The organism is Bifidobacterium tibiigranuli (assembly GCF_009371885.1).
GTDB lineage: Bacteria > Actinomycetota > Actinomycetes > Actinomycetales > Bifidobacteriaceae > Bifidobacterium > Bifidobacterium tibiigranuli.
Map to the genome: position 1 here is coordinate 167,779 of NZ_QLZA01000004.1, position 22,019 is coordinate 189,797.

The 22,019-nt window shown below is 62.0% G+C and carries 22 protein-coding genes and 1 tRNA gene; 10 read left to right on the top strand and 13 right to left on the bottom strand.

Going from position 1 to position 22,019, the window contains the following annotated elements; all coding sequences use genetic code 11:
• Nucleotides 1-46: 46 nt before the first annotated feature.
• The 3 genes from DDF78_RS04820 (at nt 47) to spxB (ending at nt 3,318) form a co-directional block, all read left to right on the top strand.
• Entirely contained in the window at nt 47-814 is a 768-nt protein-coding gene (locus tag DDF78_RS04820; protein WP_152580608.1) for a hypothetical protein, read from the top strand.
• 4 nt (nt 815-818) lie between these two features.
• Nucleotides 819-1,124: a winged helix-turn-helix domain-containing protein gene (locus tag DDF78_RS04825; RefSeq protein WP_152580609.1), complete on the top strand. Its 306-nt coding sequence runs from the start codon at nt 819-821 to the stop codon at nt 1,122-1,124.
• 346 nt (nt 1,125-1,470) lie between these two features.
• Nucleotides 1,471-3,318 (top strand): pyruvate oxidase, encoded by a 1,848-nt coding sequence (gene spxB / locus DDF78_RS04830; protein ID WP_152580610.1) that lies wholly within the window; start codon nt 1,471-1,473, stop codon nt 3,316-3,318.
• A 262-nt stretch (nt 3,319-3,580) separates the two neighbouring features.
• Here the strand turns inward: spxB and cysS are convergent, their stop codons facing one another.
• Nucleotides 3,581-5,290 carry a cysteine--tRNA ligase gene (cysS, locus tag DDF78_RS04835; protein ID WP_152580611.1) on the bottom strand — a complete coding sequence of 570 codons (1,710 nt, stop codon included), beginning with the start codon at nt 5,288-5,290 and terminating at the stop codon, nt 3,581-3,583.
• A gap of 114 nt (nt 5,291-5,404) precedes the next feature.
• Here cysS and DDF78_RS04840 point away from each other — a divergent pair, with 114 nt between their 5' ends.
• Nucleotides 5,405-6,127, top strand: a complete 723-nt coding sequence (locus DDF78_RS04840; RefSeq protein ID WP_152580612.1) for a type 1 glutamine amidotransferase — start codon at nt 5,405-5,407, stop codon at nt 6,125-6,127.
• A gap of 236 nt (nt 6,128-6,363) precedes the next feature.
• On the top strand, nt 6,364-8,550 hold the full coding sequence (locus DDF78_RS04845) for an ABC-F family ATP-binding cassette domain-containing protein (protein WP_152580613.1): 2,187 nt from the start codon (nt 6,364-6,366) through the stop codon (nt 8,548-8,550).
• A 136-nt stretch (nt 8,551-8,686) separates the two neighbouring features.
• Here the strand turns inward: DDF78_RS04845 and DDF78_RS04850 are convergent, their stop codons facing one another.
• From DDF78_RS04850 to coaD, 10 genes are all read right to left on the bottom strand, one after another.
• A complete protein-coding gene (locus DDF78_RS04850; RefSeq protein WP_237564548.1) occupies nt 8,687-9,085 on the bottom strand; it encodes a type II toxin-antitoxin system VapC family toxin in 399 nt (132 codons plus the stop codon).
• Nucleotides 9,086-9,095: 10 nt separating this feature from the next.
• Nucleotides 9,096-9,386, bottom strand: a complete 291-nt coding sequence (locus DDF78_RS04855; protein WP_237564549.1) for a FitA-like ribbon-helix-helix domain-containing protein — start codon at nt 9,384-9,386, stop codon at nt 9,096-9,098.
• 215 nt (nt 9,387-9,601) lie between these two features.
• Nucleotides 9,602-10,156: an acetolactate synthase small subunit gene (gene ilvN, locus DDF78_RS04860; RefSeq protein WP_152580614.1), complete on the bottom strand. Its 555-nt coding sequence runs from the start codon at nt 10,154-10,156 to the stop codon at nt 9,602-9,604.
• A 29-nt stretch (nt 10,157-10,185) separates the two neighbouring features.
• The gene (locus DDF78_RS04865; RefSeq protein ID WP_152580615.1) at nt 10,186-12,105 is read right to left on the bottom strand and encodes an acetolactate synthase large subunit; all 1,920 of its coding nucleotides are present in this window, start codon (nt 12,103-12,105) and stop codon (nt 10,186-10,188) included.
• Between the two features lie 272 nt (nt 12,106-12,377).
• Complete coding sequence (gene rnc, locus DDF78_RS04870; RefSeq protein WP_237564550.1) at nt 12,378-13,214, bottom strand: ribonuclease III; 837 nt, start codon at nt 13,212-13,214, stop codon at nt 12,378-12,380.
• Nucleotides 13,215-13,309: 95 nt separating this feature from the next.
• Entirely contained in the window at nt 13,310-13,504 is a 195-nt protein-coding gene (gene rpmF, locus DDF78_RS04875; protein WP_152580616.1) for a 50S ribosomal protein L32, read from the bottom strand.
• A gap of 128 nt (nt 13,505-13,632) precedes the next feature.
• Nucleotides 13,633-14,088 (bottom strand): hypothetical protein, encoded by a 456-nt coding sequence (locus DDF78_RS04880; RefSeq protein WP_152580617.1) that lies wholly within the window; start codon nt 14,086-14,088, stop codon nt 13,633-13,635.
• A 9-nt stretch (nt 14,089-14,097) separates the two neighbouring features.
• Nucleotides 14,098-14,721 (bottom strand): YceD family protein, encoded by a 624-nt coding sequence (locus tag DDF78_RS04885; RefSeq protein WP_152580618.1) that lies wholly within the window; start codon nt 14,719-14,721, stop codon nt 14,098-14,100.
• 9 nt (nt 14,722-14,730) lie between these two features.
• Nucleotides 14,731-15,456 carry a cell division protein gene (locus DDF78_RS04890; RefSeq protein WP_415481944.1) on the bottom strand — a complete coding sequence of 242 codons (726 nt, stop codon included), beginning with the start codon at nt 15,454-15,456 and terminating at the stop codon, nt 14,731-14,733.
• A 68-nt stretch (nt 15,457-15,524) separates the two neighbouring features.
• A complete protein-coding gene (coaD, locus tag DDF78_RS04895) occupies nt 15,525-16,019 on the bottom strand; it encodes a pantetheine-phosphate adenylyltransferase (RefSeq protein WP_152580619.1) in 495 nt (164 codons plus the stop codon).
• Nucleotides 16,020-16,407: 388 nt separating this feature from the next.
• Here coaD and DDF78_RS04900 point away from each other — a divergent pair, with 388 nt between their 5' ends.
• Nucleotides 16,408-16,740 (top strand): DUF3039 domain-containing protein, encoded by a 333-nt coding sequence (locus DDF78_RS04900; RefSeq protein WP_162000705.1) that lies wholly within the window; start codon nt 16,408-16,410, stop codon nt 16,738-16,740.
• Nucleotides 16,741-16,860: 120 nt separating this feature from the next.
• Here DDF78_RS04900 and DDF78_RS04905 read toward each other — a convergent pair whose 3' ends face one another.
• A complete protein-coding gene (locus DDF78_RS04905; protein ID WP_152580621.1) occupies nt 16,861-18,258 on the bottom strand; it encodes a nicotinate phosphoribosyltransferase in 1,398 nt (465 codons plus the stop codon).
• Nucleotides 18,259-18,381: 123 nt separating this feature from the next.
• Here DDF78_RS04905 and DDF78_RS04910 point away from each other — a divergent pair, with 123 nt between their 5' ends.
• From DDF78_RS04910 to DDF78_RS04920, 3 genes are all read left to right on the top strand, one after another.
• The gene (locus tag DDF78_RS04910) at nt 18,382-19,008 is read left to right on the top strand and encodes a Pr6Pr family membrane protein (RefSeq protein WP_152580666.1); all 627 of its coding nucleotides are present in this window, start codon (nt 18,382-18,384) and stop codon (nt 19,006-19,008) included.
• A 95-nt stretch (nt 19,009-19,103) separates the two neighbouring features.
• Complete coding sequence (gene rph, locus DDF78_RS04915; protein WP_152580622.1) at nt 19,104-19,868, top strand: ribonuclease PH; 765 nt, start codon at nt 19,104-19,106, stop codon at nt 19,866-19,868.
• Nucleotides 19,869-19,958: 90 nt separating this feature from the next.
• Entirely contained in the window at nt 19,959-20,660 is a 702-nt protein-coding gene (locus tag DDF78_RS04920) for a non-canonical purine NTP pyrophosphatase (protein ID WP_152580623.1), read from the top strand.
• A 47-nt stretch (nt 20,661-20,707) separates the two neighbouring features.
• Here the strand turns inward: DDF78_RS04920 and DDF78_RS04925 are convergent, their stop codons facing one another.
• Nucleotides 20,708-21,709: an AEC family transporter gene (locus tag DDF78_RS04925; protein ID WP_152580624.1), complete on the bottom strand. Its 1,002-nt coding sequence runs from the start codon at nt 21,707-21,709 to the stop codon at nt 20,708-20,710.
• Nucleotides 21,710-21,891: 182 nt separating this feature from the next.
• Between DDF78_RS04925 and DDF78_RS04930 the strand changes: the two genes are divergently transcribed.
• Nucleotides 21,892-21,975: transfer RNA gene (locus DDF78_RS04930), tRNA-Leu, on the top strand.
• Nucleotides 21,976-22,019 lie beyond the last annotated feature (44 nt).

Here is a 22,019-nt window from a genome sequence, read left to right on the forward strand (position 1 = left end):
TGAAACAACAAGAATGCAGGCAGCAATTAAGAAAGAGGTGGTGACCGTGGGACAGCAACAGCGAACTCATAATCGTCTTGGTAAGCCGAGCGCGCAGGACTCCCCGCAGGTGGATGTGCCAACAAATACGCAGGCGGCAGCAGCGCTCGACAGCGAATCGCTATCCGACCCGCATGAGGCGCTCAGGCTCATCGAGCATCAAAGCCGGCGCATAGGCCGCATGTTCAATGTGTTTCATTGGAAGTTCTGCCTGGTGTGGGGCCTGTCGTGGCTCGTCGGGTACGGAGTGCTCGGGTTTGCGACCAAGGCCACCGACGGAGTGACGCCTTGGTGGGCGTGGTGCGTCGCAGCGGCTTTGCTGGTTGCCTCGGTCGCGCTCTCGGTAGTCATCGGCATCAGGGGCGTTCCGGGGTACAAGTCATCGGCCCAGCAGGCCCGGCGCTATGCCAAACAGGGTGCGATCTATGGCTGGACATGGTTTGCCGCCTTCTTCTTCGGCATGGGCGGGCTGAGCATGTTCGTGAACCGTTTCGCGCTTGCCGACGAGGCTACTACGATTCTCTATAATATGATTTCGATTCTGTTGGTTGGTGTGCTGTACATGATCGGCGGCGCGCTGTGGAACGATCTGTCGCAGCTGATTATCGGCGTATGGATGATTGTGATTGCTTTTGTGCTGCCGATGCTCGGCGTCATCGCAGGCTTTTTCGTCATGGCATCCCTCGGCGGCGGTGCCATGCTGCTGCTGGCGCTCTGGGCGGTAACGCTGGGCAGCCGCAACGCCTCCTTCGCCCCGCTCATGGGCAGGCGGTGAGCATATGGAGGACGAACTCGACCCCGTCATCCACGCCGCGTCCCGCCTGCGCATCATGACGGCGCTGGCCGCCATCGGCAAGGATTCCTCGCTGTCGTTCGCGAAGCTCGCCGATCTGCTCGACATGACTCCGGGCAACCTCTCGGTGCACCTGACCAAGCTGGAAAAGGCCGGGTACGTAGCAATCGAGAAGATCTTCGAGGGCCGCAAGCCTGCCACCTTCGTCGCCATGAGCGAGCAGGGCAGGGATGCCTTCGACCATTATCTCGCGGCGCTCAAGAAACTGCTCGGTCCGGTCGACAAGGGCTGAGGCTGCGGCATGTGAATAGCCCGAGGGAAGAAGCCACTCTCTCGGGCTTATTGTCCTATGAAGTCGAGGGAATATAAGCTTTATCACAGCGTGATGAAAACAGTGCAGCAAAGCCAGTGTGATGAAGGTCATAGGAAAGCTCGGAGTGCGGGAAAGCTGGAATGGTAATCTGGCAGTAAACGTGTCGCACGACGCCTGCCGCAGCGAACGCAAAGGCGAGTCGGCGGACTGAAGACAACAATGGGGTCGGTCGATTGTGGTGGCCGCGCGCACGGGCAAATGATAGTAAGCGATACTGCTAACTCGGCTACTCGCAGCTCACAAGGCTGCTATGCAAAGGAGAGTCATGGCAAAGAACGTCATTCAGTTCGGTTTCGATGCGAAAACCGCGAACCAGCATGAGGAGGGGACCATCAAGGCCGGCGTCGCCACCGTCAAGGTCCTCGAATCCTGGGGTGTCAAGCACATCTTCGGCATTCCGGGCGGCTCGATCAACTCGCTGATGGATGCGCTCTACGCCGAGCGCGACAACATCGACTACGTTCAGGTGCGCCACGAGGAAGTCGGCGCGCTGGCCGCCTCCATGCACGCCAAGTACACCGGCCACATCGGCGTGTGCTTCGGCTCGGCGGGCCCCGGCGGCACGCACACCCTGCAAGGGCTGTACGATGCGCGCGAAGAGCATGTGCCGCTGCTGGCGCTCATCGGCCAGTTCGGCACGGCCGGCCTCAACTGGGATACCTTCCAGGAGATGAACGAGAACCCGATCTACGCCGACGTCTCCATCTACAACCGGCAGGTCTCCACCGCCGAGCAGATGCCGCACGTCATCGACGAGGCGATTCGCCAGGCCTACGCCAAGAACGGCGTCGCCGTCGTGCAGATCCCGGTCGATCTCGGCTGGGTCGACATCCCGCAGGACGGCTGGTATTCCGCCGCTAACGCGCATCGTCCCTACCCGAATCCGGTGCTCAATGTCGAAGACATCGACGCGGCTGTCGAGCTGCTGAACCAGGCTGAGCGTCCGGTCGTCTTCGCCGGCATCGGCACGCGCGGCGAGCATCAGATCGTGCTGGATCTGTGCCGCAAGATCAAGGCCCCGCTGGCCAACACCGGCATCAGCTTCGACAATTTCCCGTCCGATTTCGAGGCGCTACTCGGCAGCCCGAACCGCGTCTCCACCAAGCCATCGGTCGAATGCTTCCCCGAGGCCGATACGGTGCTGTTCGTGGGCAACAACTACCCCTTCGCCGAAGTCTCCAAGGTCTTCAAGAACGTCAAGAAGTTCATTCAGATCGATATCGACCCCTCGAAGCTCGGCAAGCGCCATCACGCCGACGTCGCCATTCTGGGCGATGCGGGCGATGCGCTGCGCGCTATCTACGAGAAGGTTGACGAGAAGGAAAGCGCCGGCTGGTGGCGTGCGAACCTCGACAACGTCGCCAACTGGCGCGAATACGTCACCAAGCTGGAGAAGAAGACCGAGGGCGACCTGCAGCTCTATCAGGTCTACAACGCAATCAATGAGGTGGCCGACGGGGACGCGATCTTCTCGGTCGACGTCGGCGATGTGACCCAGACCTCCATCCGCCACCTGCATATGAATCCCAAGCAGATGTGGCGCACCTCCTCGCTGTTCGCCACGATGGGCATCGGCATCCCCGGCGCGATCTCCGCCAAGCTCGACTTCCCCGACCGCCAGGTGTGGAATCTCGCGGGCGATGGCGGCTTCAACATGACGATGCAGGATCTCGCGACCGCCGTGCAGTACAAGCTGCCGACGCTCCACGTGGTCTTCAACAACCAGCAGTTCGGCTTCATCAAGGACGAGCAGGAGGACACCAACCTCGGCTACCTCGGCGTGCAGTTCATGGACATCGACTACGCCAAGCTGGCCGATGCGATGGGCGCCGTGGGCCACACGGTCACCGAGATCAGCCAGGTGCATGATGTGTTCGCGCAGGCCGTGCAGGAGGTGCGCGAGGGCAAGGTCGTCGTCATCGACGCCAAGATCAGCAACGAGCGCCCGCTGCCGGCCGAAATGCTCGAGCTTGAGCCGCGCCTGTACCCGGCTGAGCAGATCGACGCCTTCAAGAAGCGCTACGAGGCCGACGACCTGAAGCCGCTGAGCTACTTCCTTGAGAAGGAAGGCCTCGAAGCCCGCATCGAAACCGTCGAGCAGGGTGGGTTCTAGGGTTTAGGTTCTTGTACCTGATGTAACGAGGTGCCTGCGGTCCGCGTGACCGCAGGCACCTTTGCGTTTCCGTGGTCACAGTGCAGCTGGCACCCAAGTCAGCGTACGTTTTCTGTCACATTGTTGAGCTTCGTATTGGAAAACGTACGATAACTGATACTCAGTGTACGTTTTCCAACACGAGGTTGCGAAGCGTGACAGAAAACGTACGCTGACTGGTTAGCGCAGTTAGCACTGTTAGTACGGCAGCGACGATGCGCCGCTATGCCAGACTCCATGTGGAGCCCTGGGGGCCGTCTTCGATGGTGATGCCGGCGGCGTTCAGGGCGTCGCGTATCGCATCGGCCTTGGCGAAATCCTTGGCCTTGCGGGCCTGGGCGCGGGCGTCGAGCTGTTCGGTGATGAGCGTGTCCAAGGCCTTGTGCTCGGACACGCCGGCACCGGCGGCGGCAGAACCGTTGCCGGCATCGCCAGCCCACGGTTCGGCCAGCGGGTCGAGGCCGAGCGTGTCGAGCATCGCACGCACCGAAAGCAGTGCGGCGCGCAGGTTTTCAGTCTCGGCTGTCGTAGAACCTGTCGTAGAGCCCTTCGCAGGGCCTGCAGCCAGCGCCGCCAGCAGCGTGTTGCCGCTGCGGATTGTAGTGAAGATCGCGGCGACTGCGCCCGAAACGTTGATGTCGTCGTTCATGGCAGTGACGAAATCGGCAGGCAGGTCGTCGGCCGAAACGGCCGTGACTTCCTCGAGCGAGGGCTGCCCATTGCTGGCCAGAGCATCAGTCGCCAGAATGCCGTCAGCCAGAGCAGTACCGGCCAGAGCAGCACCGGCCCGTTCGATGAAGTTGCTGATGCGCTCGAAAGCCGAACGCGCCTCGGCAAGCGTCTGATCCGACCATTCGAGCATCGAGCGGTACTGCACGGAACCCAGCGCATAGCGCACAACCCACGGCGAGTCCTGCGCCAGCACGGCCGGCACCGACAGACCGTTGCCCAGGGACTTCGACATCTTCTCGCCCTTGGCGGTCACCCACGCCGAATGCATCCAACGGGCCGCTGAATTCCAGCCAGCGGCCTTGGTCTGCGCCATTTCGTTCTCGTGATGGGGGAAGCGCAGGTCCAGCCCGCCGCCGTGGATGTCGAACATACGCCCAAGATATCGATGGCTCATCGCGGAGCATTCGATATGCCAGCCAGGGCGGCCCGTGCCGAACGGCGTCGACCAGCGTGCGGTCTGCGGGTCGCTGGGCTTCGGGGCCTTCCACAGCGCGAAATCACGCACGTCATGCTTGTCGGGGGAGGCGTCGGCCAGGTCGACGGGATTGTATTTGTCGTCACCAGCCGCGTCCACGCTCGGTCCCATGCGGTCGGCGACCGCAGCGGCTTCGTCGGGCGCCCCCGCAACCGAATTCGCGCCACCTGACTGCTTCTGATGTGTCAGCTCGCCATACTGCGGCCAGCTCGCCACATCGAAGTACACATTGCCGGTCGGCTCGCCCTGTTCGTCGCGCACGACGTAGCCATGCCCGTTATCGATGATGCGCCCGATCAGCTCGACCATGTCGCTGACATGCCCGGTGGCACGCGGCTCATAGGTCGGCGGCAGCACGCCAAGCGCATCATAGGCCTGCGTGAACTCGCGCTCGTAGAAATACGCCCGCTCCCACCACTGCTGACCAGCGGCGGCGGCCTTATCGAGAATCTTGTCATCGATATCGGTCACATTGCGTACGAATGTGACGTCGTACCCCAGCCGCAGCAGCCAGCGACGCACGGTGTCGAAGGCGACCGCCGCGCGGATGTGGCCGATATGCGGCGAGCTCTGCACCGTCGCCCCGCACACGTAGATGCCGACCTTGCCTGCCACGATGGGCACGAAGCGCGACACCGCGTGCGAAGCGGTGTCGTACAGCCGCAGTTCGGTGGCCACATGGGCTTGCAAACTGTTGGAATCGAGCGGTTTCTCGGCATCTGTCATGACTTCGAGGGTATTAGCGTTCCGCGACAAGAACACCGGCAAGAATGTTGGCAGCACAGTTGATAAGAACGCCGTGCGCGCGCCCTTTACATGGGCAATGCCACAATAGAGGGTATGACTTCACCGAAAGTGCTTATCGTGCAGCATGTCCCGTGGGAGAAACCAGGTCGGATACTCGACAATCTCGAAGATCTGAGTCTGCCCGTAACGACCGTGAACATCGCCAAGAGCAAGAAGGCGAAACTGCCTGATTTCGAAGATCTCGCGGGTCTGGTGATAATGGGCGGGCCTATGGGCGCCACCGATTTCGACCAGTACCCGGGGCTGAAAAACGAGGCGAAGCTGGTGCGGGCGGCAATCAGCGTAGGCAAGCCGGTGCTCGGCATATGTCTGGGCCATCAGATCATCGCCACTGCGCTCGGCGCGAAGCTCAGTACGAACGACAGCCCGGAGATCGGATTCGCGCCTATCAAAAGCGTCGCCAGGCACGACTACTTCTCGATGTGGAGCAAGCAGCTCAACGTGCTGCACTGGCATCAGGACGTGGTGGCCGTGCCGGAAGGGGGTCAGCTGCTGGCAAAGTCGCCGGGCACGTCCAATCAGGCCTTCCGATTCGGCTCGGCGCTAGGATTGCAGTTCCATCTCGAAGTCAGCCGGCCGCTGCTGGATGAATGGCTGAGCGAACCCGCGATGACGAAGGGTCTGAAAAAGGCGAATATCGCAAAGATGCGTGACGATTTCGATGAATACAATGCCCAGCTGCAGCCGCTCGCCGAGCAGGTGTTCTCCAGCTTCGCCGCCCGCTGCAGCACCTACGCCCGCACGCTGACGGCGTAGGCGCACGGCATAACGTCCGTATGCCGTAGGCGTGTGCACAGGTGCGACACAGGCATTACGCGACACAGGCATTACGCAGCACAGACATTACGCAGCACAGACATACGCAGCACAGACATACGCAGCAGACGCATGGCACAGACATTGCGACACATGGGCGTGCAACATAGCATCGCGGGCTTCGACGGCGTCTCGCGTGAGCGGTGCCTAGGGCTGGCGGTATAATTTGAATCCTTATGCCTACGTATGACTTGGGATTAGAGCATGTTTCGCTCAGCTTCGCCACCAAAACCGTATTCACCGACGTGACACAGGGCGTGTTCGAAGGGGACCGCATCGGCATCGTCGGCCGCAACGGCGACGGCAAATCCACGCTGCTGCACCTGCTGGACGGCAATCAGGAGCCAGACTCCGGGCGCGTCACCAGACGCAACGGACTGACCTTCGGCATGCTTGACCAGCGCGACCCGTTGGACGACAATGCCACGCTGCGGCAGGCCGCGCTTGAGGGCCGCGAAGACTATGAGTGGGCTGCGGACTCGCGCTCGCGAGAGATAGTCGAGGCGCTGTTAGGGGGCCTGAGCCTCGAAGCGACAATCGGCACGCTGTCGGGTGGTCAGCGCCGCCGCGCCGACCTGGCCCAGCTGCTGCTGCGCGACTGGGATATTCTGGCGCTTGACGAGCCGACGAACCATTTGGATATCGTGACGATTCACTGGCTTGCCGAGCATCTGCGCCAGCGCTGGTCTGCGGGTCAGGGCGCGCTGCTGCTGGTGACGCATGACCGCTGGTTCCTCGATGAGGTGTGCGAATCCATGTGGGAGGTGCACGACGGCGCCATCGACCCGTTTGAAGGCGGGTACAGCGCCTACATGCTGCAGCGCGTCGAGCGCGACCGGCAGACCGGGGTGCGCGAGGAGCATCGGCGCAATCTGGCGCGCAAGGAGCTTGCATGGCTTTCGCGCGGCGCTCGCGCCCGAGCCACGAAGCAGAAGTTCCATGTCAAGCAGGCGAATGCGCTGATCGCCGACGTGCCGCCGCTGCGCAACACCCTGCAGCTCAGGCAGATGGCCACCTCACGGCTGGGCAAGCAGGTGGTGGACCTCATTGATGTGACGCAGATTTTCCAGGATCGTGCGCAGGGGAGTGCGGCTGTGGCGGGTGGAGACGGCGATACTCAGGCGTCGGACGTGGCGTCGGCCGCGCTGTCAGGCGCGTCGCCCGCGCAGATGGATATCGTGCCAGCCCTGTACTCCGAGCCGGTGCTCAACGGTTCCCACGATCTGGATGTTGACGATGCCGACGACCCGCGTCTGGCCGATGCCGGGGTTGTTGTGCACACTGATGCTGCTGTCAATGGCAACACCGCCGATTCCGTTGCGGATGCCGGAGTCGCGCCTGCCGCTGTCGATGACCACGCCGACTCGGATGTGACTGCGGCCGCGCGCCGCGTGCGTGTCAGCGGCCGCATGATTCTTGACGACGTGACCTGGCTGATCGGCCCGGGCGACCGCTTCGGCATCGTGGGGGCGAACGGCGCGGGCAAATCGACGCTGCTGAGCATCATCGACGGCACGCTGACTCCGACCGCCGGACGGGTGAATATCGGTAAAACCGTGAAGTTCGCGGTGCTCTCGCAGCGTCTGGACGAGTTGGAGAAGCTCAACGCCTACAAGGTCAAAGAGGTGCTCAGCCGCTACAAGCCCAGCTACATCGTCGACGGCAAGGAAGTCACGCCGGCGCAGCTCATGGAGCGGCTCGGCTTCGAATCGGCGCAGCTCATGACGCCCATCGGCGACCTGTCGGGCGGCCAGAAGCGACGCATGCAATTGCTGCTGATTCTGCTTGACGAGCCGAATGTGCTCATCATGGACGAGCCAGGCAACGATCTGGACACCGACATGCTCGCCGTGATGGAGGATCTGCTCGACACCTGGCCCGGCACGCTTATCGTCGTCTCGCACGACCGGTACCTGCTCGAGCGCGTCACTGACCAGCAGTACGCGCTTATCGGCGGCAAGGTGCGCCATCTGCCCGGCGGCGTGGACGATTATCTTGCGATGATCGAGGCGGCGCAGTCAGGCGGCGACGCGGCCGCTGCGAAGGCTTCAGAGCAATCGCATTCCGCCGGTTCCAGCGCGGCTGGCATCGGCAATGGTGCAAACGCAGCTTCCGGCGATGCGTCGAACGATGACAAGCTCACCGGCAAGGCCTTCCACGATGCGACCAAACGCATCTCGGCCATCGAACGGCGGCTGGCCAAGCTCGAAGAGGGCAAAGCCGACATCGAAAGCCGCATGGCCGCGCATGATCCCAGCGATTTCCAAGGGCTCAACGCGCTCAATCAGGAATTGAACAGCGTGCAGGACGAATCCCAGTCCCTTGAGGACGAATGGATGGAGCTCTCCGAACAGGTCGAGTAGTGGGAGAAACCGCAACGTTCAGAAGGTCTCGGCAGGTTTTGCCGGGGCCTTTACTCTGGTGCGGTTGAAATAGGGCTGCTGTGCCCAAGGCTCAGCTGTTGATACGCCCGGGTGAGTCGGGCCCACATGCATTCAGCTATTCACATTCCCAAGGATTGATCAATGCCACGCCGGTGCCTTCGAAGTCCTTGACATTGCGTGTGGCAACAGCTGCGCCATGAGCGCGAGCGATAGCGGCAATCATCGCGTCCTGTGCGCCGATGGGTCGGCCGACCTGCCGCCGTTCAGCGACGATGGCCGCATAATGTGGCGCGACTTCTCGACTGAACGGCAGGATTCGTTGTTCGTAAACTCGAAGAAAAGACTGTATGGCGTCAGACAGCGCGTTTCGTTTTCGTCCGGCGGGTTGAAGGGCGAGTCCGTACAGTAGTTCTGCTGCATTGATTGCGGTGGTATGACAATTTTGGGGTGGCAGCGTGATGAACCAGTCGATGACATGTGAATTGCCTTTGCCTTCTTTGAGGATTTCGCTCACTACGTTAGTATCAAGGACGATCATCATCGTCTCCGAAATCGATGGGGCGAGGCTCGACGTCGTATGTGTTACGAGGAGGAACTAATTCTTCGTCCTCGTCAAGGCCATCGCCATCAAGCAGGCACCACATCTCTTGAACGAGATCGGCATTCGATACGACATGATGCGTGATGTACTGGGCCGTGTATTCTTCCAAAACTGATCGCACTTCAGATTCCATGGATCGATTGTTGTCTTGGGCCGCCTGCTTGAGCACGGCTACGCATTCATCGGGTACTTTTCTCAGAGTCAGTGTTGCCATAATGCACCTTCTTGTTGCTGGCATAATGCTAGCATGCAATGCTGTCATTGTGCAAGCATGCAGTGCTGTCATCATGCAAGCATGAAATGAGGCAGTCTCTGCTGACCGGATTGAGGTAATTCCATCGGAAGGATATTGCCAAGGCTGATATTACCAAGAATATGAAAAGGGAATGCACTACGTGTGCATTCCCTCTTCATCGTTATGCGGATCGGTCAGCGCCCAGTGATCTCCGAGCCGATGACCTTCTCGCTCAGGGCGTGGGGGCCGCGGGTCACTGCGACTGCGCCGGAGCGGACGAGTTCGATGACGCCGTACTGGCCCAGCAGCCCAAGCAGCGCGTCGATCTTGCCTTCGGTGCCGGTCGCCTCGATGGTGAGCGATTCGGTGTGCACATCGACCACGCGCACGCGGAAGAGCCGCACGATCTCCAAAACGTCGGAGCGGCTCGATTCGTCGGCGGCGACCTTGATAAGCACGAGTTCGCGCTCGACGGTGGTATCCGAATCGAGATCAACGATTTTGAGCACGTGGAGCAGCTTGTTGAGCTGCTTGATGATCTGCTCAAGCGGCACATCCTCCACGTCGGCGGTGACCGTGACTCGGGAGATGTCCGGGCGCTCGGTAGGGGAGACCGACAGCGAGTTGATGTTGAACGCGCGGCGTGCGAACAGGCCGGCGATGCGGGCGAGCACGCCCGGGCGGTTCTCCACCAGCACCGAAAGGGTGTGGCGTTTGGAACCGGGCTGTGAAGCAGGATAATTGGCCATGATGAAGCTCCTTGTCTCCTTGACTAGCCCTAGTCGTTCGTACTCTGCTGCGCGGTGGAAGATGCTGTGGTGGAAGACACTGCGGTGGAAGGTGCTGCGCCACCAGCCTTCAGCGGCGTGACACCCGGCTTGTAGACCACCTCGTCATTTGAGGTGCCGGCGGCGATCATCGGCCAGACCATCGCATCCTTCCACACGCGGAAATCGATGAGCACCGGGCGGTCGTTGATGGCATTGGCCTTCTCGATCGCGGCAATCGCCTCGTCCTTGGTGCGCACGCGCATCCCCACGCATCTGTAGGCATCGGCGAGCTTGACGAAGTCGGGGATGTCGCTCTCCTCGGGCACGTCATCGCCGTCGAAGAGATCGGTCTGCGAATAGTGCTGCTTGTAGAACAGCGTCTGCCACTGGCGCACCATGCCGAGCGTGGAATTGTTGAGTATCGCGACTTTTATCGGCATATGCTCTTGGAACGCGGTGGCCAGCTCCTGCGGATTCATCTGGAAGCTGCCGTCGCCGTCGATAAGCCAGACCGGCTTGGCACCCTTGAAATCGCGCTCCGAGCCGACGCATGCGCCGAGCGCCGCAGGCAGGCCGTAGCCCATCGTGCCCAGCCCGCCCGAGGAAATCCAAGAATGGGGGGTCTGGAAGTCGATGAACTGCGAGGCCCACATCTGGTGCTGGCCTACGCCCGAAACCCAGATTGTCAGCGGATTGGCCATATCCGAAAGCTGCTCGACAACCCACTGCGGGGCCAGCGAGCCGTCGTCGGACTCGGCGTAGGCGTTGGGATAGTCCTTGCGCCATGCATCGATCTGCTGCCACCAGGCCGCATGCTCCGGCCTGCCCTGAATGGACTGCGTGCGCCTGATCTCCACGATCAGATCGTCGAGCACGGTGGCTACGTCGCCGACGATCGGCACGTCGGCCTGCCGGTTCTTGCCGATTTCCGCCGGGTCGATATCGATATGAATCACGCGTGCCGTCGGCGCGAAGGCGTTGAGGTCGCCGGTCACGCGGTCGTCGAAGCGCGCGCCGATGGCGACCAGCAGATCGGAGCGCTGAATGGCTCCGGTCGCGGCGATGGTGCCGTGCATGCCGGGCATGCCGAGCACCTTCGCATCGCGGTCGGAAACGAGTCCGCGCGCGGGCAGCGTCGTGACGATAGGAGCATTGACCAGCTCGGCCAGCGTCTTGACCTGCGCTCCGGCGTCGGAGCGCACCGCGCCGCCGCCCACGTAGAGCACCGGCCGGTAGGACTGTTCGAAGAGCTTGGCGGCCTCGCTGAGCACATGGCCGTGGGCCTTGGTAACCGGATTATAGCCGGGCAGAATCATGCGCTGTGGCCAGGAGTAGTACATCAGCTCCTTCTGCGCCGTTTTGGTCACGTCCACGACGACCGGCCCGGGCCTGCCTGAGTTGGCGATGTAATGCGCCTCGGTGAGGACGCGCGGAATGTCCTGCGCGCGGGTCACGAGGAAGGAGTGCTTGGCCACCGGGTAGGTGATGCCGACGATATCGGCCTCTTGGAAGGCGTCCGTGCCGATGGCGCTCACGCCGACCTGGCCGGTGATGACCAGCAGCGGCACCGAGTCCATATTCGCGTCGGCGATGGCCGTGACGACGTTGGTGGCGCCGGGGCCGGAGGTGACGATGCATACGCCGACCCGTCCGGTCGTGATGGCATAGCCTTCGGCGGCATGCCCGGCTGCCTGCTCATGGCGCGTCAGGACGAAACGGAATGAGGTATTGTCGTTGATTGCATCGTAGACCGGCAGAATAGCGCCGCCGGGAATGCCGAATACGTCTTTCACCCCCAGATCTTCCAGGGATCGAACCAGCGCCTGAGCGCCGGTCATCTTCTCGCCGTCGACTATCGCCTGCCGGTGTTCCGGCGCGGAAGGCCGGGGGACGCCGCTGAATGCCTGGAGAGGCGTTGGTGACACCATAATTCCTCTTACTTGTTCTCGGTTTGCTGGAGGTCGCCAGCGTCAGACGCATTGCATGGTCGTGGCGTGGCGGATGAATGCGCGCGCCTGACGCGTGTCCGCTTGTGGCGGCGCGAACGACAGGGCACAGTTGCCATCATGGTAATAGCAAGCGACAGCAGAAACGCCCGAGCGCCCACATTGTGGCGGATTTGCACGGGTTGTGTCGGTTTCGCAGGGTTAGGCAGCGGGTTATCGCGAGGGTAGCGGGGGCTCTCACGAGGTGAGCCGGATTAGTGCTTCGCGTGTCCGGAGCTTCTGGCGTCCAAAGCCTTCCAGGCTTCCTGCGCTGCCGCGAGCTGCGCCTTGCGCTTGCTGGTACCGGAGCCGGTGCCCAGCACTTCGTCATTATCGGGCAGCACGGCGCGGGCCGTGAAGGTCTGCGCGTATTCGGGGCCCGACACCGCCATGCGGTATTGCGGATCCTCAAGACCCAGCTGATGGGCTTTGACCGTCAGTGAAGTCTTCCAATCAAGGGCCGGCCCCTCGTGGGAGACCTCTTCGAGCGTGTCGTCAATCAGCCGGTGCACCACAGCGCGCGCCTCGTCGATGCCGTGCTGCACGAAGGTCGCGCCGATAAGCGATTCCACGATGTCGCACAGAATCGAGCTTTTATCCGCGCCGCCGCTTTCGGCCTCGCCGTTGCCCAGCAGAATATACGGCCCGACATGCATCTTCTCCCGTGCGATTTGGGAAAGCGCCTCCTCGGAGACCGCTTTCGCCCGCATTTTCGCCAGTTGGCCCTCGTTCATATCCGGGTGCAAGCGGTAGAGCGTTTCGGTCGAAACGAGTTCGAGCACCGCGTCGCCGAGGAACTCAAGGCGCTCATAGTTCGCGGCACCAGCGTGCTCATGCGAGAACGAGCGATGCGTAAGCGCCTGGACCAGCAGCTCCGGCTCGATGGTGGTGCCCAGCACGGCGAGCAGTTCGTCGGTCGGTGCGCTGCTGGATGAGCTGGCCGCCGGGGCGGTGCCCGCCGACGCCGGTGCGCTGCTGGGCGACGACGATTCAGCAGCTTGATGATTGTTCGCGGGTGTTGTCGCGGTATGCATCGTGGATTCTTCCTTCACGGATGTTCCTCACAGTACGCAAAAACCCCGCCACCCGTCGATGGCAGGGTTTCATAGCTTTCATAGCCGGACGTATCGCCCGGATGTGACTACGCTCACTTGGTGTGGCCGGACTGGATGGCCTCGCGGTAGACACGGCCGCGGAACGAGCCACAGCTCGGGCAGGCCATGTGTGACAGCGACGGAGCGCCGCAGTTCGGGCAGGTGATGGTCGGCGCAGCAGACGCCTTCCAGTTGGCGCGACGCGAATGCGTGTTGGCGCGCGAAGTCTTGTACTTAGGCAATGCCATGGTAATTCCTCTGTTTCGTTCGAACAATTGAGCTTAAGCGTCCAATATCGTAACGCGACCGCCGTACATTGTCTATTGCGGCAGTCGTACCAGCCTCGATGAGCCAATCGTGCGTTGCTTTGGAAGCATCACACCTCAGCCGTGTGCTGCTCGTGCGCGCGAGAATTACCAACGAATTGCCTGTATGCTTTGCCGATTGTGTATCCGATAAAAGCCGCGACCGCATAAATCGGAAGCACTACGAGATACAACTGCCAATTAGGCGGCCAGTGCATTTCCATCCCGAGCCATGTGCCGGTGTCGACCATCGTGATAACGACTGCCGCAAGCACGATGTTGAACACAGGGAAACGCCATGTCGTATTGCTGCCAGCCGTTGCGACAGCGCTCAGGATGAGCAGCAGTATGGGCCATGCAACATACAGGTAAGCGATGATTTCGAGAGCCGGTGCAACGGCAAACCCGCGCGCCATCAAGATAATGTAGCTGGCGATCATAATGCCTTGGCATATCAGGCCAGTCGCATGCTCTTTGACCCATGAACTCCGTGCCGGCGTCCAAGGCCCTTGTGTCGCGTTGTTCATTGCTGCCTCCTACTGCTGCTCCTGCTCCAGCTGGGCCTTGAGACCGGCCAAGGAGGCGAAGCGTATATCGGTGACGTCGTGGCGGTGATCGGGGTGCTCGTTGAGATTGATACCGCATTGCGGGCATAGACCGCGGCAGTTCGGCTTGCACAGCAATTGCAGGGGCAGATTCTCGACCAGCGTGTCGCGCAGCAGCGCTTCGATATCGGCGTATGCGCCATCGGCGCTCAGCGGGTAGGTGTCCTCGGACTCGTCCTCGCCGGCGATGATCTCCACCTCGCTATTGGCCCTGTCTTCGGCAGCGCGCGCATTGTGGTGCATGGCACCCGTAGGCTGCGGCGCATAAGGGAAGAAGACGGTCGTGTCCAGCCCCCAATCGCGATTGATGGGCGTGAGGCAGCGCGTGCACTCCGCATGCAGCGGGGCGACGACATGTGCCTGAAGCACGAGTCCGTCCACAATCGAATCGAAGGCGCCATCCACGCGAATGTCGCTGCCCTCTTGCACGCCCACGATCTGGTCGCCGATGCCATCGGGGGCCGGGTACGCGGCGTCGACTTCCTGGCGCTGCCCCGGGCGCGAGGAAACCTGGGCCACGGGTATGGCCCATGCGGAATCTTCAGGACGTATCATGTGTTGCAATCAGCCTTCCGGATAGTCGTTGCGATCGAGATGCGGCAGCTGCTCGGCGGCGGCCTGCTGGCGCTCGTTCAGCACGTCGAGGCCGGCCTGCACATCGTGGCCGAGCTTGCCCAGCTGCTCCTGCAAGCCGCTCATCACCGTGGCGCAGTACTGGTTCGCGCCCTGCGTGAGCTGTTCGGCCTTGGCTTGCGCCTGATCGAGGATAGCACGCGCCTTCTGGCGGGCAAGCTCGGTGACGTTCTCCTGCCCTGCGAGGAACTGCGCCTGATCCTGCGCCTCCTGCACCATCTGCGCGGCCCGGCTCTGCGCCGAGGCGATGATCGCGTTCGACTGGCTCTGTGCATTCTCCAAGCGCCGCTCCGATTCGCGCATCAGGGAGGACGCGCGCTCGAGCTGCACGGGGAGCTTGTCCTTCAGCTCGTCGATGCGCTCTTCGAATTCGATGCGATCGACTTTCACCGTGCCGGGCGAGAAGAGGCTGCCCTTGGCTTCGTGCAGCGTCTCCTCAAGATGGTCGAGGATGTCGTAGACCGTGGTGAATTCGGCCCGACTTCGGCTCTGAGCCGAATCTGGTGCGTCTGCGCCAGAGTCCTCGCGCAGATCGGGCAGCGATGACATGGGGAAAAGGTTGCGGACCTGACCCTGATTGGGCGAATCCGAATCCGCAGCGCCGCCTGCATTCGGCGATTCGCTGCGAATGGGCTGGTTGCCCAGATTGGAGCGCATCGAATCCGCAGTGTCGTCGGCCGGTTCGCCCGGGTAATCACCGTCGTTCATGGCATTCGTACCGGCCATTATCGGCTCCCTTCTTCTTTGAGCGCGTCAGCAAGCAGCGGCACGACGCAATCGGGCACCATGCCGGTCACATCCCCACCGTGGCGCGCCACATCTTTGACGATCGAACTGGAAATGTGCTCAAGCACCGGGTCGGCCGGCAGGAACAGCGTCTCGATATGCGCGAGCTTGCGGTTCACCAGCGCCATGCCCAGTTCGGCCTCGTAGTCGCCGTTCTGCCGCAGCCCCTTGACGATCACGCTTGCGCCGACCTGCTGGCAGTAATCGGTGATCAGCCCTGAGGTGGAGGCCACCTTGACCTGTGAGTAGCCGTCCTCGTCCAAGGCGCGGCGGATGGAATCGACCCTCGTGGCGTCCGTAAACATCGGCGTTTTCGCGGCGTTGACGGCTACCACGACATGCACTTCGTCGAAGAAGCGCGCGCTGCGCTCGATCACGTCGAGATGTCCGGCGGTCACGGGGTCATATGAGCCGGGGCACACTGCGATAGTCATGGTTCTAGGGTAACGCTGCGAGCCGCCAAGTGGGCGTGTCCGGCGCTGTGTCCGGCGCTGTACTGCATTCGGCAGGGCGTTTTCCATAAGCGCCATGATGGCATGCGGGTGTTTCATGGAAGTGAGTTGTGCATGAAGCTGTGTATGAACACAGTGCTCTTACTCAATACAGTGTTTATTAACTATAGTGTTTATTAACAAGAGGGTGTTGTGATGAACACCGTGTCTTCTATGATGGAAGGCAAACAGAATCACGGCATCGCAGGGCGCGGTGGTGGCGCGAAACCCAAGGACTTGCGCCATAACGGTGCACAGGCCAGAGCAATGACCGACACACGACGATGGCTAATGAATGGCTAAGGAAAGGCACGGATATATGGCTGAGATAATGAATGACGAGCCTGACGCCAGCGCGGCCGTGGGCGTGCGCGCGTTCGATGACGCCGATCCGGTCTCGCCGCTTTCGAACCCCGATTCCGGCACTGGCACTGCGGTGCTGGAACGCCCGCAGACCGAGGAGCAGACGAGCAGGTCGGACGACGGCGACGCCGACCGCTTCGCCCATTACGTCTCCAAGGACCGCATCATGCAGTCGCGCATCACCGGCCGCCCTGTGGTGGCGCTGTGCGGCAAGATCTGGGTGCCGAAGCACGACCCGTCCCAGTACCCGGTATGCCCCGACTGCAAGCGTATCTACGAGGAGATGACCGGCGGCAAGTGAGACGTGGGCCATATTGGAAAACGTACGCTGAGTGCCTGTCAGTGTACGTTTTCCAATACGAGGCTGCGAAACGCTGCGGTTTATAGGTTTATAGGTTTATAGGTTTACAGGGTTACGGGTTTACAGCACCGTCACCTCGGTTGGGATTGCCGGGTCTCCCTTCATCAGAGACTGCGCGGTGATTGGCAGTTCGGCTAGGGCCTGCGCCCGGTATGCCTGCGCGGTCATGATCGCGTCATGGCCTTGGTACTGGGCGTCGATGCTGCCGTGGTCGACGTAGTCCACCAGCAAGTCCTTCCAGTCGCTCGGCACCTGATAATCGGCGAGGCTGGCCTCCGAACCGGAGATGACATGCTCGCAGTCGGCGAGGCTGTATTCGTACGAGCGATAGGCCAGCTTGCGGCCGGGCACGCTCGCCTTGTCCTTGGATTTCTTGGCCACCGGCTGCATCACGCCCGCGCTGTTCTCGCGCTCTGCCAGCTTGTAGACCATCGCGCAGGTCGGCGCGCCGGAGCCGGTGACGAGCATCGTGCCCACGCCGTAGGAGTCCACGGGGGCGGACTGCAGCGAGGCCAGCGCGTATTCGTCCAGATCGTTGGTCACGGTGATCTTCGTGTTCTTCGCGCCGAGGGCATCGAGCTGGTTGCGCACGCGCTGCGCGAGCGATGCCAAATCGCCCGAGTCGATGCGCACGCCGCCCAGCTCAGGCCCAGCTACCTCGACGGCGGTTTTCACGGCTTCCTCGATATTGTAGGTGTCGACGAGCAGCGTGGTGTTCTTGCCCAGCGCGTCGATTTGCGCCTGGAAAGCGTCGCGCTCGGAGTCGTGCACGAGCGTGAAGCAATGCGCGGCGGTGCCGATCGCCTTGAGACCGTAGCGTTGCGCGGCCAGCAGATTCGCGGTGCCCTGGAACCCGCCGATCACGGCAGCACGCGAGGCGGCGACTGCGGCCGATTCGTTGGCGCGGCGGCCGCCCATGTCCATGCACGGGCGGTTTTTGGCCGAGGTCACCATGCGCGAGGCTGCCGAAGCGACGGCCGAATCATAGTTGAGAATCGACAGAACCAGCGTCTCCAGCAGCGTGCATTCGCCGAAGGTCCCCTCCACCTGCAGAATCGGGGAATTGGGGAAGAACATCTCGCCTTCGCGGTAGCCGGTAATCGACCCGGAGAACTGGAAATGCTCAAGCCAATCGATGGTTTTGCGGCCCACAATGCCACGGTCGGCAAGGAATCGGAGCTCTTCTTCGCCCAAGTGGAAGCGCTCAAGCGCGTCCAGAATGCGCCCGGTGCCGGCCACGGCCCCGTAACGACGGCCTTCGGGCAAATGCCTGGTGAACACCTCGAACACGCACTTGCGCCGTGCCGTGCCGTCGCGAAGCGCCGCGTCCAGCATGGTGTATTCGTACATATCCGTCATCAGTGCTGTTGAACCCAGTGCCGTTGAATTGAGTGCGGTTGAATCCTGTGCAGCTGAACCGAGTGCCGCCGAATTCAGTGCCGTTGAGCAGTCAGCCATCGTCGCCCTTTCGTTGTGCCGTTGACACGCATTGCCGCCGGAAAGCGGGCCTTTGCCGATTCATCCTAGTCGCCCAGTCAGATTCTGGCGATAGGGTGGTTCACTATGAAATCGAGAAGCACGATGAGATTCGTTGCAGGGCTCTGGCGCTTGGCGTGCGCGTTCCTGTGCTTTGCGGCCACGAGCGTGGCCTGGCACACACCAAATTACTGGGTCTACTTCACCTATCAGACCGGCTTCGTGCTCGGCATCGTTATGCTGTGGGCGGGTGCCGCAAGCCTGATCGACGGCAAGCAGCCGCCCGCTTGGCTCAAAGGCTGCCTGACCTTCTATATCGCCGTCACTGGCATCGTGGCGGCGACGCTGCTGCCACCGCCTGACCCGGCGACATCGAAATACGTCTTCGGCATCCTGACCAACACGATTCTGCATCAGGCGGTGCCGATCATCGCGGCCATCGATTTTCTGCTGTTCGACGAGCACCGGCGTTTCGCCTGGCATTATCCGCTGACCTGGCTCATCTACTTCCCCTTCTACCTCACCTTCGTGCTCGTGCGCGCCCAGCTCTGGCCCCACTCCGGCCCTCAGCCCGACGGCAGCGCGTACCCGTACGGTTTCATCGATCTCGCGCAGCTGGGATGGGCGCAGATGGGCAAGAACATCGGCTTCATACTCATCGGTTTCATGCTGCTGGGGCTGCTGCTGTTTCTTATCGACCGCATCCTGCCGAAGAAGCCGCTGCTGGGCTGAGCGGGGTGAACAGGCCGGGCAGACCGGGCCGATTGCGCCGGTTGGCAGCTTGCGCGATACGGTGCCCGCGCCATGCGTGGTGATAGGTTGAAAGCATGGTTGAAATCAAGAATATGATGGGCGACGCGACCGTGATTCGCGCCGATGGCCGCACAATCGACGAGCTGCGGCCGGTGAAGATAACCCGCCACTTCACCGATGCGCCGGAAGGCTCGGTGCTGATCGAATGCGGCAACACGCGCGTGATGTGCACGGCGACATTCACGGACAGCGTTCCGCGCTGGCGACGCGATTCCGGTCTCGGCTGGGTCACCGCCGAATACGCGATGCTGCCCCGCGCCACTTCCCAGCGCACCGACCGCGAGTCGGTACGCGGCAAGATCGGCGGCCGCACGCATGAAATCAGCCGTCTCGTGGGCCGCTGCCTGCGTGGCATCATCGATATGAAGACACTGGGCGAGAATCAGATTCAGCTTGACTGCGATGTGCTGCAGGCTGATGGCGGCACGCGCACCGCCTCCGTCACCGGCGCGTATGTGGCGCTGGTGGACGCGCTGCGCTGGGCCGAGGAACAGCACCACATCAAGTCGGCGGACAAGGTCATCACCGATGCCGTTTCCGCGGTTTCGGTCGGTGTGATCAGCGGCACCCCGATGCTGGATCTGCCTTACGTCGAGGACAGCCAGGCCATGACCGACATGAACGTGGCTATGACCGGCGCTGGCAATTTTATCGAGATTCAGGGCACCGCCGAGCATCGCCCCTTTAACCGCAAGGAGCTCGGCACGCTGCTGGACTTGGCCGAGAAGGGCAACCGCGAACTGCAGCAGGCCCAGAGCGAGGCCCTCGCACAGGGCTGACGCGCTGGTGACCGCGAGCGTCATCGATCGCCCGCATTCGCGCATTCGTACATTCGTACATCCACGCATTCATACATCGAGGGAGCATGCATGAGAATCATCGTCGCCACGCATAACGAAGGCAAGCTGGTCGAGATTCGCCGCATCCTGCAGCAGGATCTGGGCGAGCTGGCAGACGGGGTGGAGCTGGTCTCTGCAGGGTCGCTGGGCTTGCCCGATCCGATGGAAACCGGAACGACATTCGAGGAGAATGCCCTGCTCAAGGCGCGTGATGTCGCCAGCCGCACCGGCTCGCCGGCCATCGCCGACGACAGCGGCCTGATAGTCGATGTGCTGGGCGCTGCACCCGGCATTCTTTCGGCGCGCTGGTCCGGCGTCCACGGCGACGACGGGGCGAACAACGCCCTGCTGCTGGCCCAGATCGCGGACATCCCCGACGCGCATCGCACCGCGCGCTTCCGTTGTGCCGCCGCGCTCGCGGTGCCGGAGGGTCTTGCGACGACTGCTGCTGGCGTTGCCGATAATGCAGACACAACACCAACCGCGTACGCCATCGCCGCGCAATATGTGCAGACCGGCGATATGCCGGGTCGCATCATCCGCACGCCGCGTGGCGAGCAGGGCTTTGGCTACGATCCGCTTTTCGTGCCCGATGACCAGCCCGGTCGCACGAATGAGCACGGCGAGCCGCTGACCAGCGCCGAGATGACGCCGGCCGAAAAGAACGCCATCTCCCATCGCGGCAAGGCCATCGCCGCGTTGATGCCCAGCATCGAGCGGCTATTGCAGTGATATCGACTCACACTTTTTCGCGCGCCGCAAAAAAGTGTGAGCCGCATCTATATACCGACCAAAAAGTGGAATCCCATCATCATCACGATGGCAATTATGGCGGTCAGCGACAGCGTGAAACCGGCGAGCCGGGCGTTGCCAAGCACTTTGTCAGTGAACATCGTGGAGAACATCGCCGTCGGAGCCAGGCAGCACAATGCCACAGCCTCGCGCATGAGCGGGTCGAAGGGGAGTAGGAACCAGGCTGCCGCCGCGAAAATCAATGAGCACGGCAGCCGCCAGCCGATCACCGTAAAGACGGCTTTGACGTCGTGTGAGTCCCGCGGCAATTCAGTGAGCATGCCGACCATAAGCATCGAGCAGAAGGCGTTGGCTGAGGCGAAGGGCTGCGCAACCGTCGCGGTCCACGCCGGCAGTTTGAAGTCGATCAGCGTCAACAGCACCATCAGCATGTACGTGTCGAACGAGGGCGATGTGAGGAAACCGCGCGCCACATTGCGTCGCAGGGCGCGTCGCCGCAGCCGCCGGGCATCACGGTCGACTGGGCGGGTGTACGGCAGAGTCGGCGCAGCTCCGGCGTGCTGTTGCGTGAGGGTCTTGCCGGGTTCGATGTGCAGCAGCGTCTGCATGATGACGTTAGTGCCGGCCGCGACCATGACGCTGTTGCCGATGTCGAACATCGCCGCAGGGATGAGCGCCGCCGGGCCGAGCAGGGACTGCAGCATGGGGAAGCAGAAGCAGCCGACGTTGAACCCGGAGCCGTTGAGCATGAGGAACGCGCGGTCGCTCACCGGGCGGTGCCGTGAAGTCAGGAAGATTGCCAGCGCGGGCAGCAGCGCGGCCATGAGCGAGAACGCCGAGATGGCGAGCAGACTGATGTGGTGTGGGTTGGTGGCGAAGGAGTAGATGATGGCGCCGGGCAGCACCAGATTGAATTCGGCGGTCTGCAGCACGCGGTAGTCGAGCGGGCCGAACAGGCGCGTGCGCTTGAACAGGTATCCGGCCAGGATGATGAGCAACAGCGTCGTCGGCTGGATGATCGCAGACATGACTTCCTCTTCTCTGGGCTGGCGGCGGTGTTCGCGGCTGGTATGCCACCAGCCATGATAGGCCCACGCTGTTATCGGGCATGGATTGGATATCATCGCCGATACTGCTCTGATGCTGCTTCGCTCCCGAAGGCATGCTAGATTAATGGGGGCCATGCGACCATTACGGTTGCGCTGGCCTCGCGCACATGGCGGAATTGGTATACGCGCAGGATTTAGGTTCCTGTGGCCTTGCGGCCGTGAGGGTTCGAGCCCCTTTGTGCGCACGCGGTGCGTGTGAAACGCTGCGTCTTTGAACCACGACACCTCT

What these genes read in the sequence shown, in the direction of transcription:
- DDF78_RS04825 (WP_152580609.1), top strand. Translation starts at nt 819, where the DNA reads ATGGAGGACGAACTCGACCCCGTCATCCACGCCGCGTCCCGCCTGCGC.
- spxB (WP_152580610.1), top strand. Translation starts at nt 1,471, where the DNA reads ATGGCAAAGAACGTCATTCAGTTCGGTTTCGATGCGAAAACCGCGAAC.
- cysS (WP_152580611.1), bottom strand. Translation starts at nt 5,290, where the DNA reads ATGACAGATGCCGAGAAACCGCTCGATTCCAACAGTTTGCAAGCCCAT.
- DDF78_RS04840 (WP_152580612.1), top strand. Translation starts at nt 5,405, where the DNA reads ATGACTTCACCGAAAGTGCTTATCGTGCAGCATGTCCCGTGGGAGAAA.
- DDF78_RS04845 (WP_152580613.1), top strand. Translation starts at nt 6,364, where the DNA reads ATGCCTACGTATGACTTGGGATTAGAGCATGTTTCGCTCAGCTTCGCC.
- DDF78_RS04855 (WP_237564549.1), bottom strand. Translation starts at nt 9,386, where the DNA reads ATGGCAACACTGACTCTGAGAAAAGTACCCGATGAATGCGTAGCCGTG.
- ilvN (WP_152580614.1), bottom strand. Translation starts at nt 10,156, where the DNA reads ATGGCCAATTATCCTGCTTCACAGCCCGGTTCCAAACGCCACACCCTT.
- DDF78_RS04865 (WP_152580615.1), bottom strand. Translation starts at nt 12,105, where the DNA reads ATGGTGTCACCAACGCCTCTCCAGGCATTCAGCGGCGTCCCCCGGCCT.
- rpmF (WP_152580616.1), bottom strand. Translation starts at nt 13,504, where the DNA reads ATGGCATTGCCTAAGTACAAGACTTCGCGCGCCAACACGCATTCGCGT.
- DDF78_RS04880 (WP_152580617.1), bottom strand. Translation starts at nt 14,088, where the DNA reads ATGAACAACGCGACACAAGGGCCTTGGACGCCGGCACGGAGTTCATGG.
- DDF78_RS04885 (WP_152580618.1), bottom strand. Translation starts at nt 14,721, where the DNA reads ATGATACGTCCTGAAGATTCCGCATGGGCCATACCCGTGGCCCAGGTT.
- DDF78_RS04890 (WP_415481944.1), bottom strand. Translation starts at nt 15,456, where the DNA reads ATGCGCTCCAATCTGGGCAACCAGCCCATTCGCAGCGAATCGCCGAAT.
- coaD (WP_152580619.1), bottom strand. Translation starts at nt 16,019, where the DNA reads ATGACTATCGCAGTGTGCCCCGGCTCATATGACCCCGTGACCGCCGGA.
- DDF78_RS04900 (WP_162000705.1), top strand. Translation starts at nt 16,408, where the DNA reads ATGAATGACGAGCCTGACGCCAGCGCGGCCGTGGGCGTGCGCGCGTTC.
- DDF78_RS04905 (WP_152580621.1), bottom strand. Translation starts at nt 18,258, where the DNA reads ATGGCTGACTGCTCAACGGCACTGAATTCGGCGGCACTCGGTTCAGCT.
- DDF78_RS04910 (WP_152580666.1), top strand. Translation starts at nt 18,382, where the DNA reads ATGAGATTCGTTGCAGGGCTCTGGCGCTTGGCGTGCGCGTTCCTGTGC.
- rph (WP_152580622.1), top strand. Translation starts at nt 19,104, where the DNA reads ATGGTTGAAATCAAGAATATGATGGGCGACGCGACCGTGATTCGCGCC.
- DDF78_RS04920 (WP_152580623.1), top strand. Translation starts at nt 19,959, where the DNA reads ATGAGAATCATCGTCGCCACGCATAACGAAGGCAAGCTGGTCGAGATT.
- DDF78_RS04925 (WP_152580624.1), bottom strand. Translation starts at nt 21,709, where the DNA reads ATGTCTGCGATCATCCAGCCGACGACGCTGTTGCTCATCATCCTGGCC.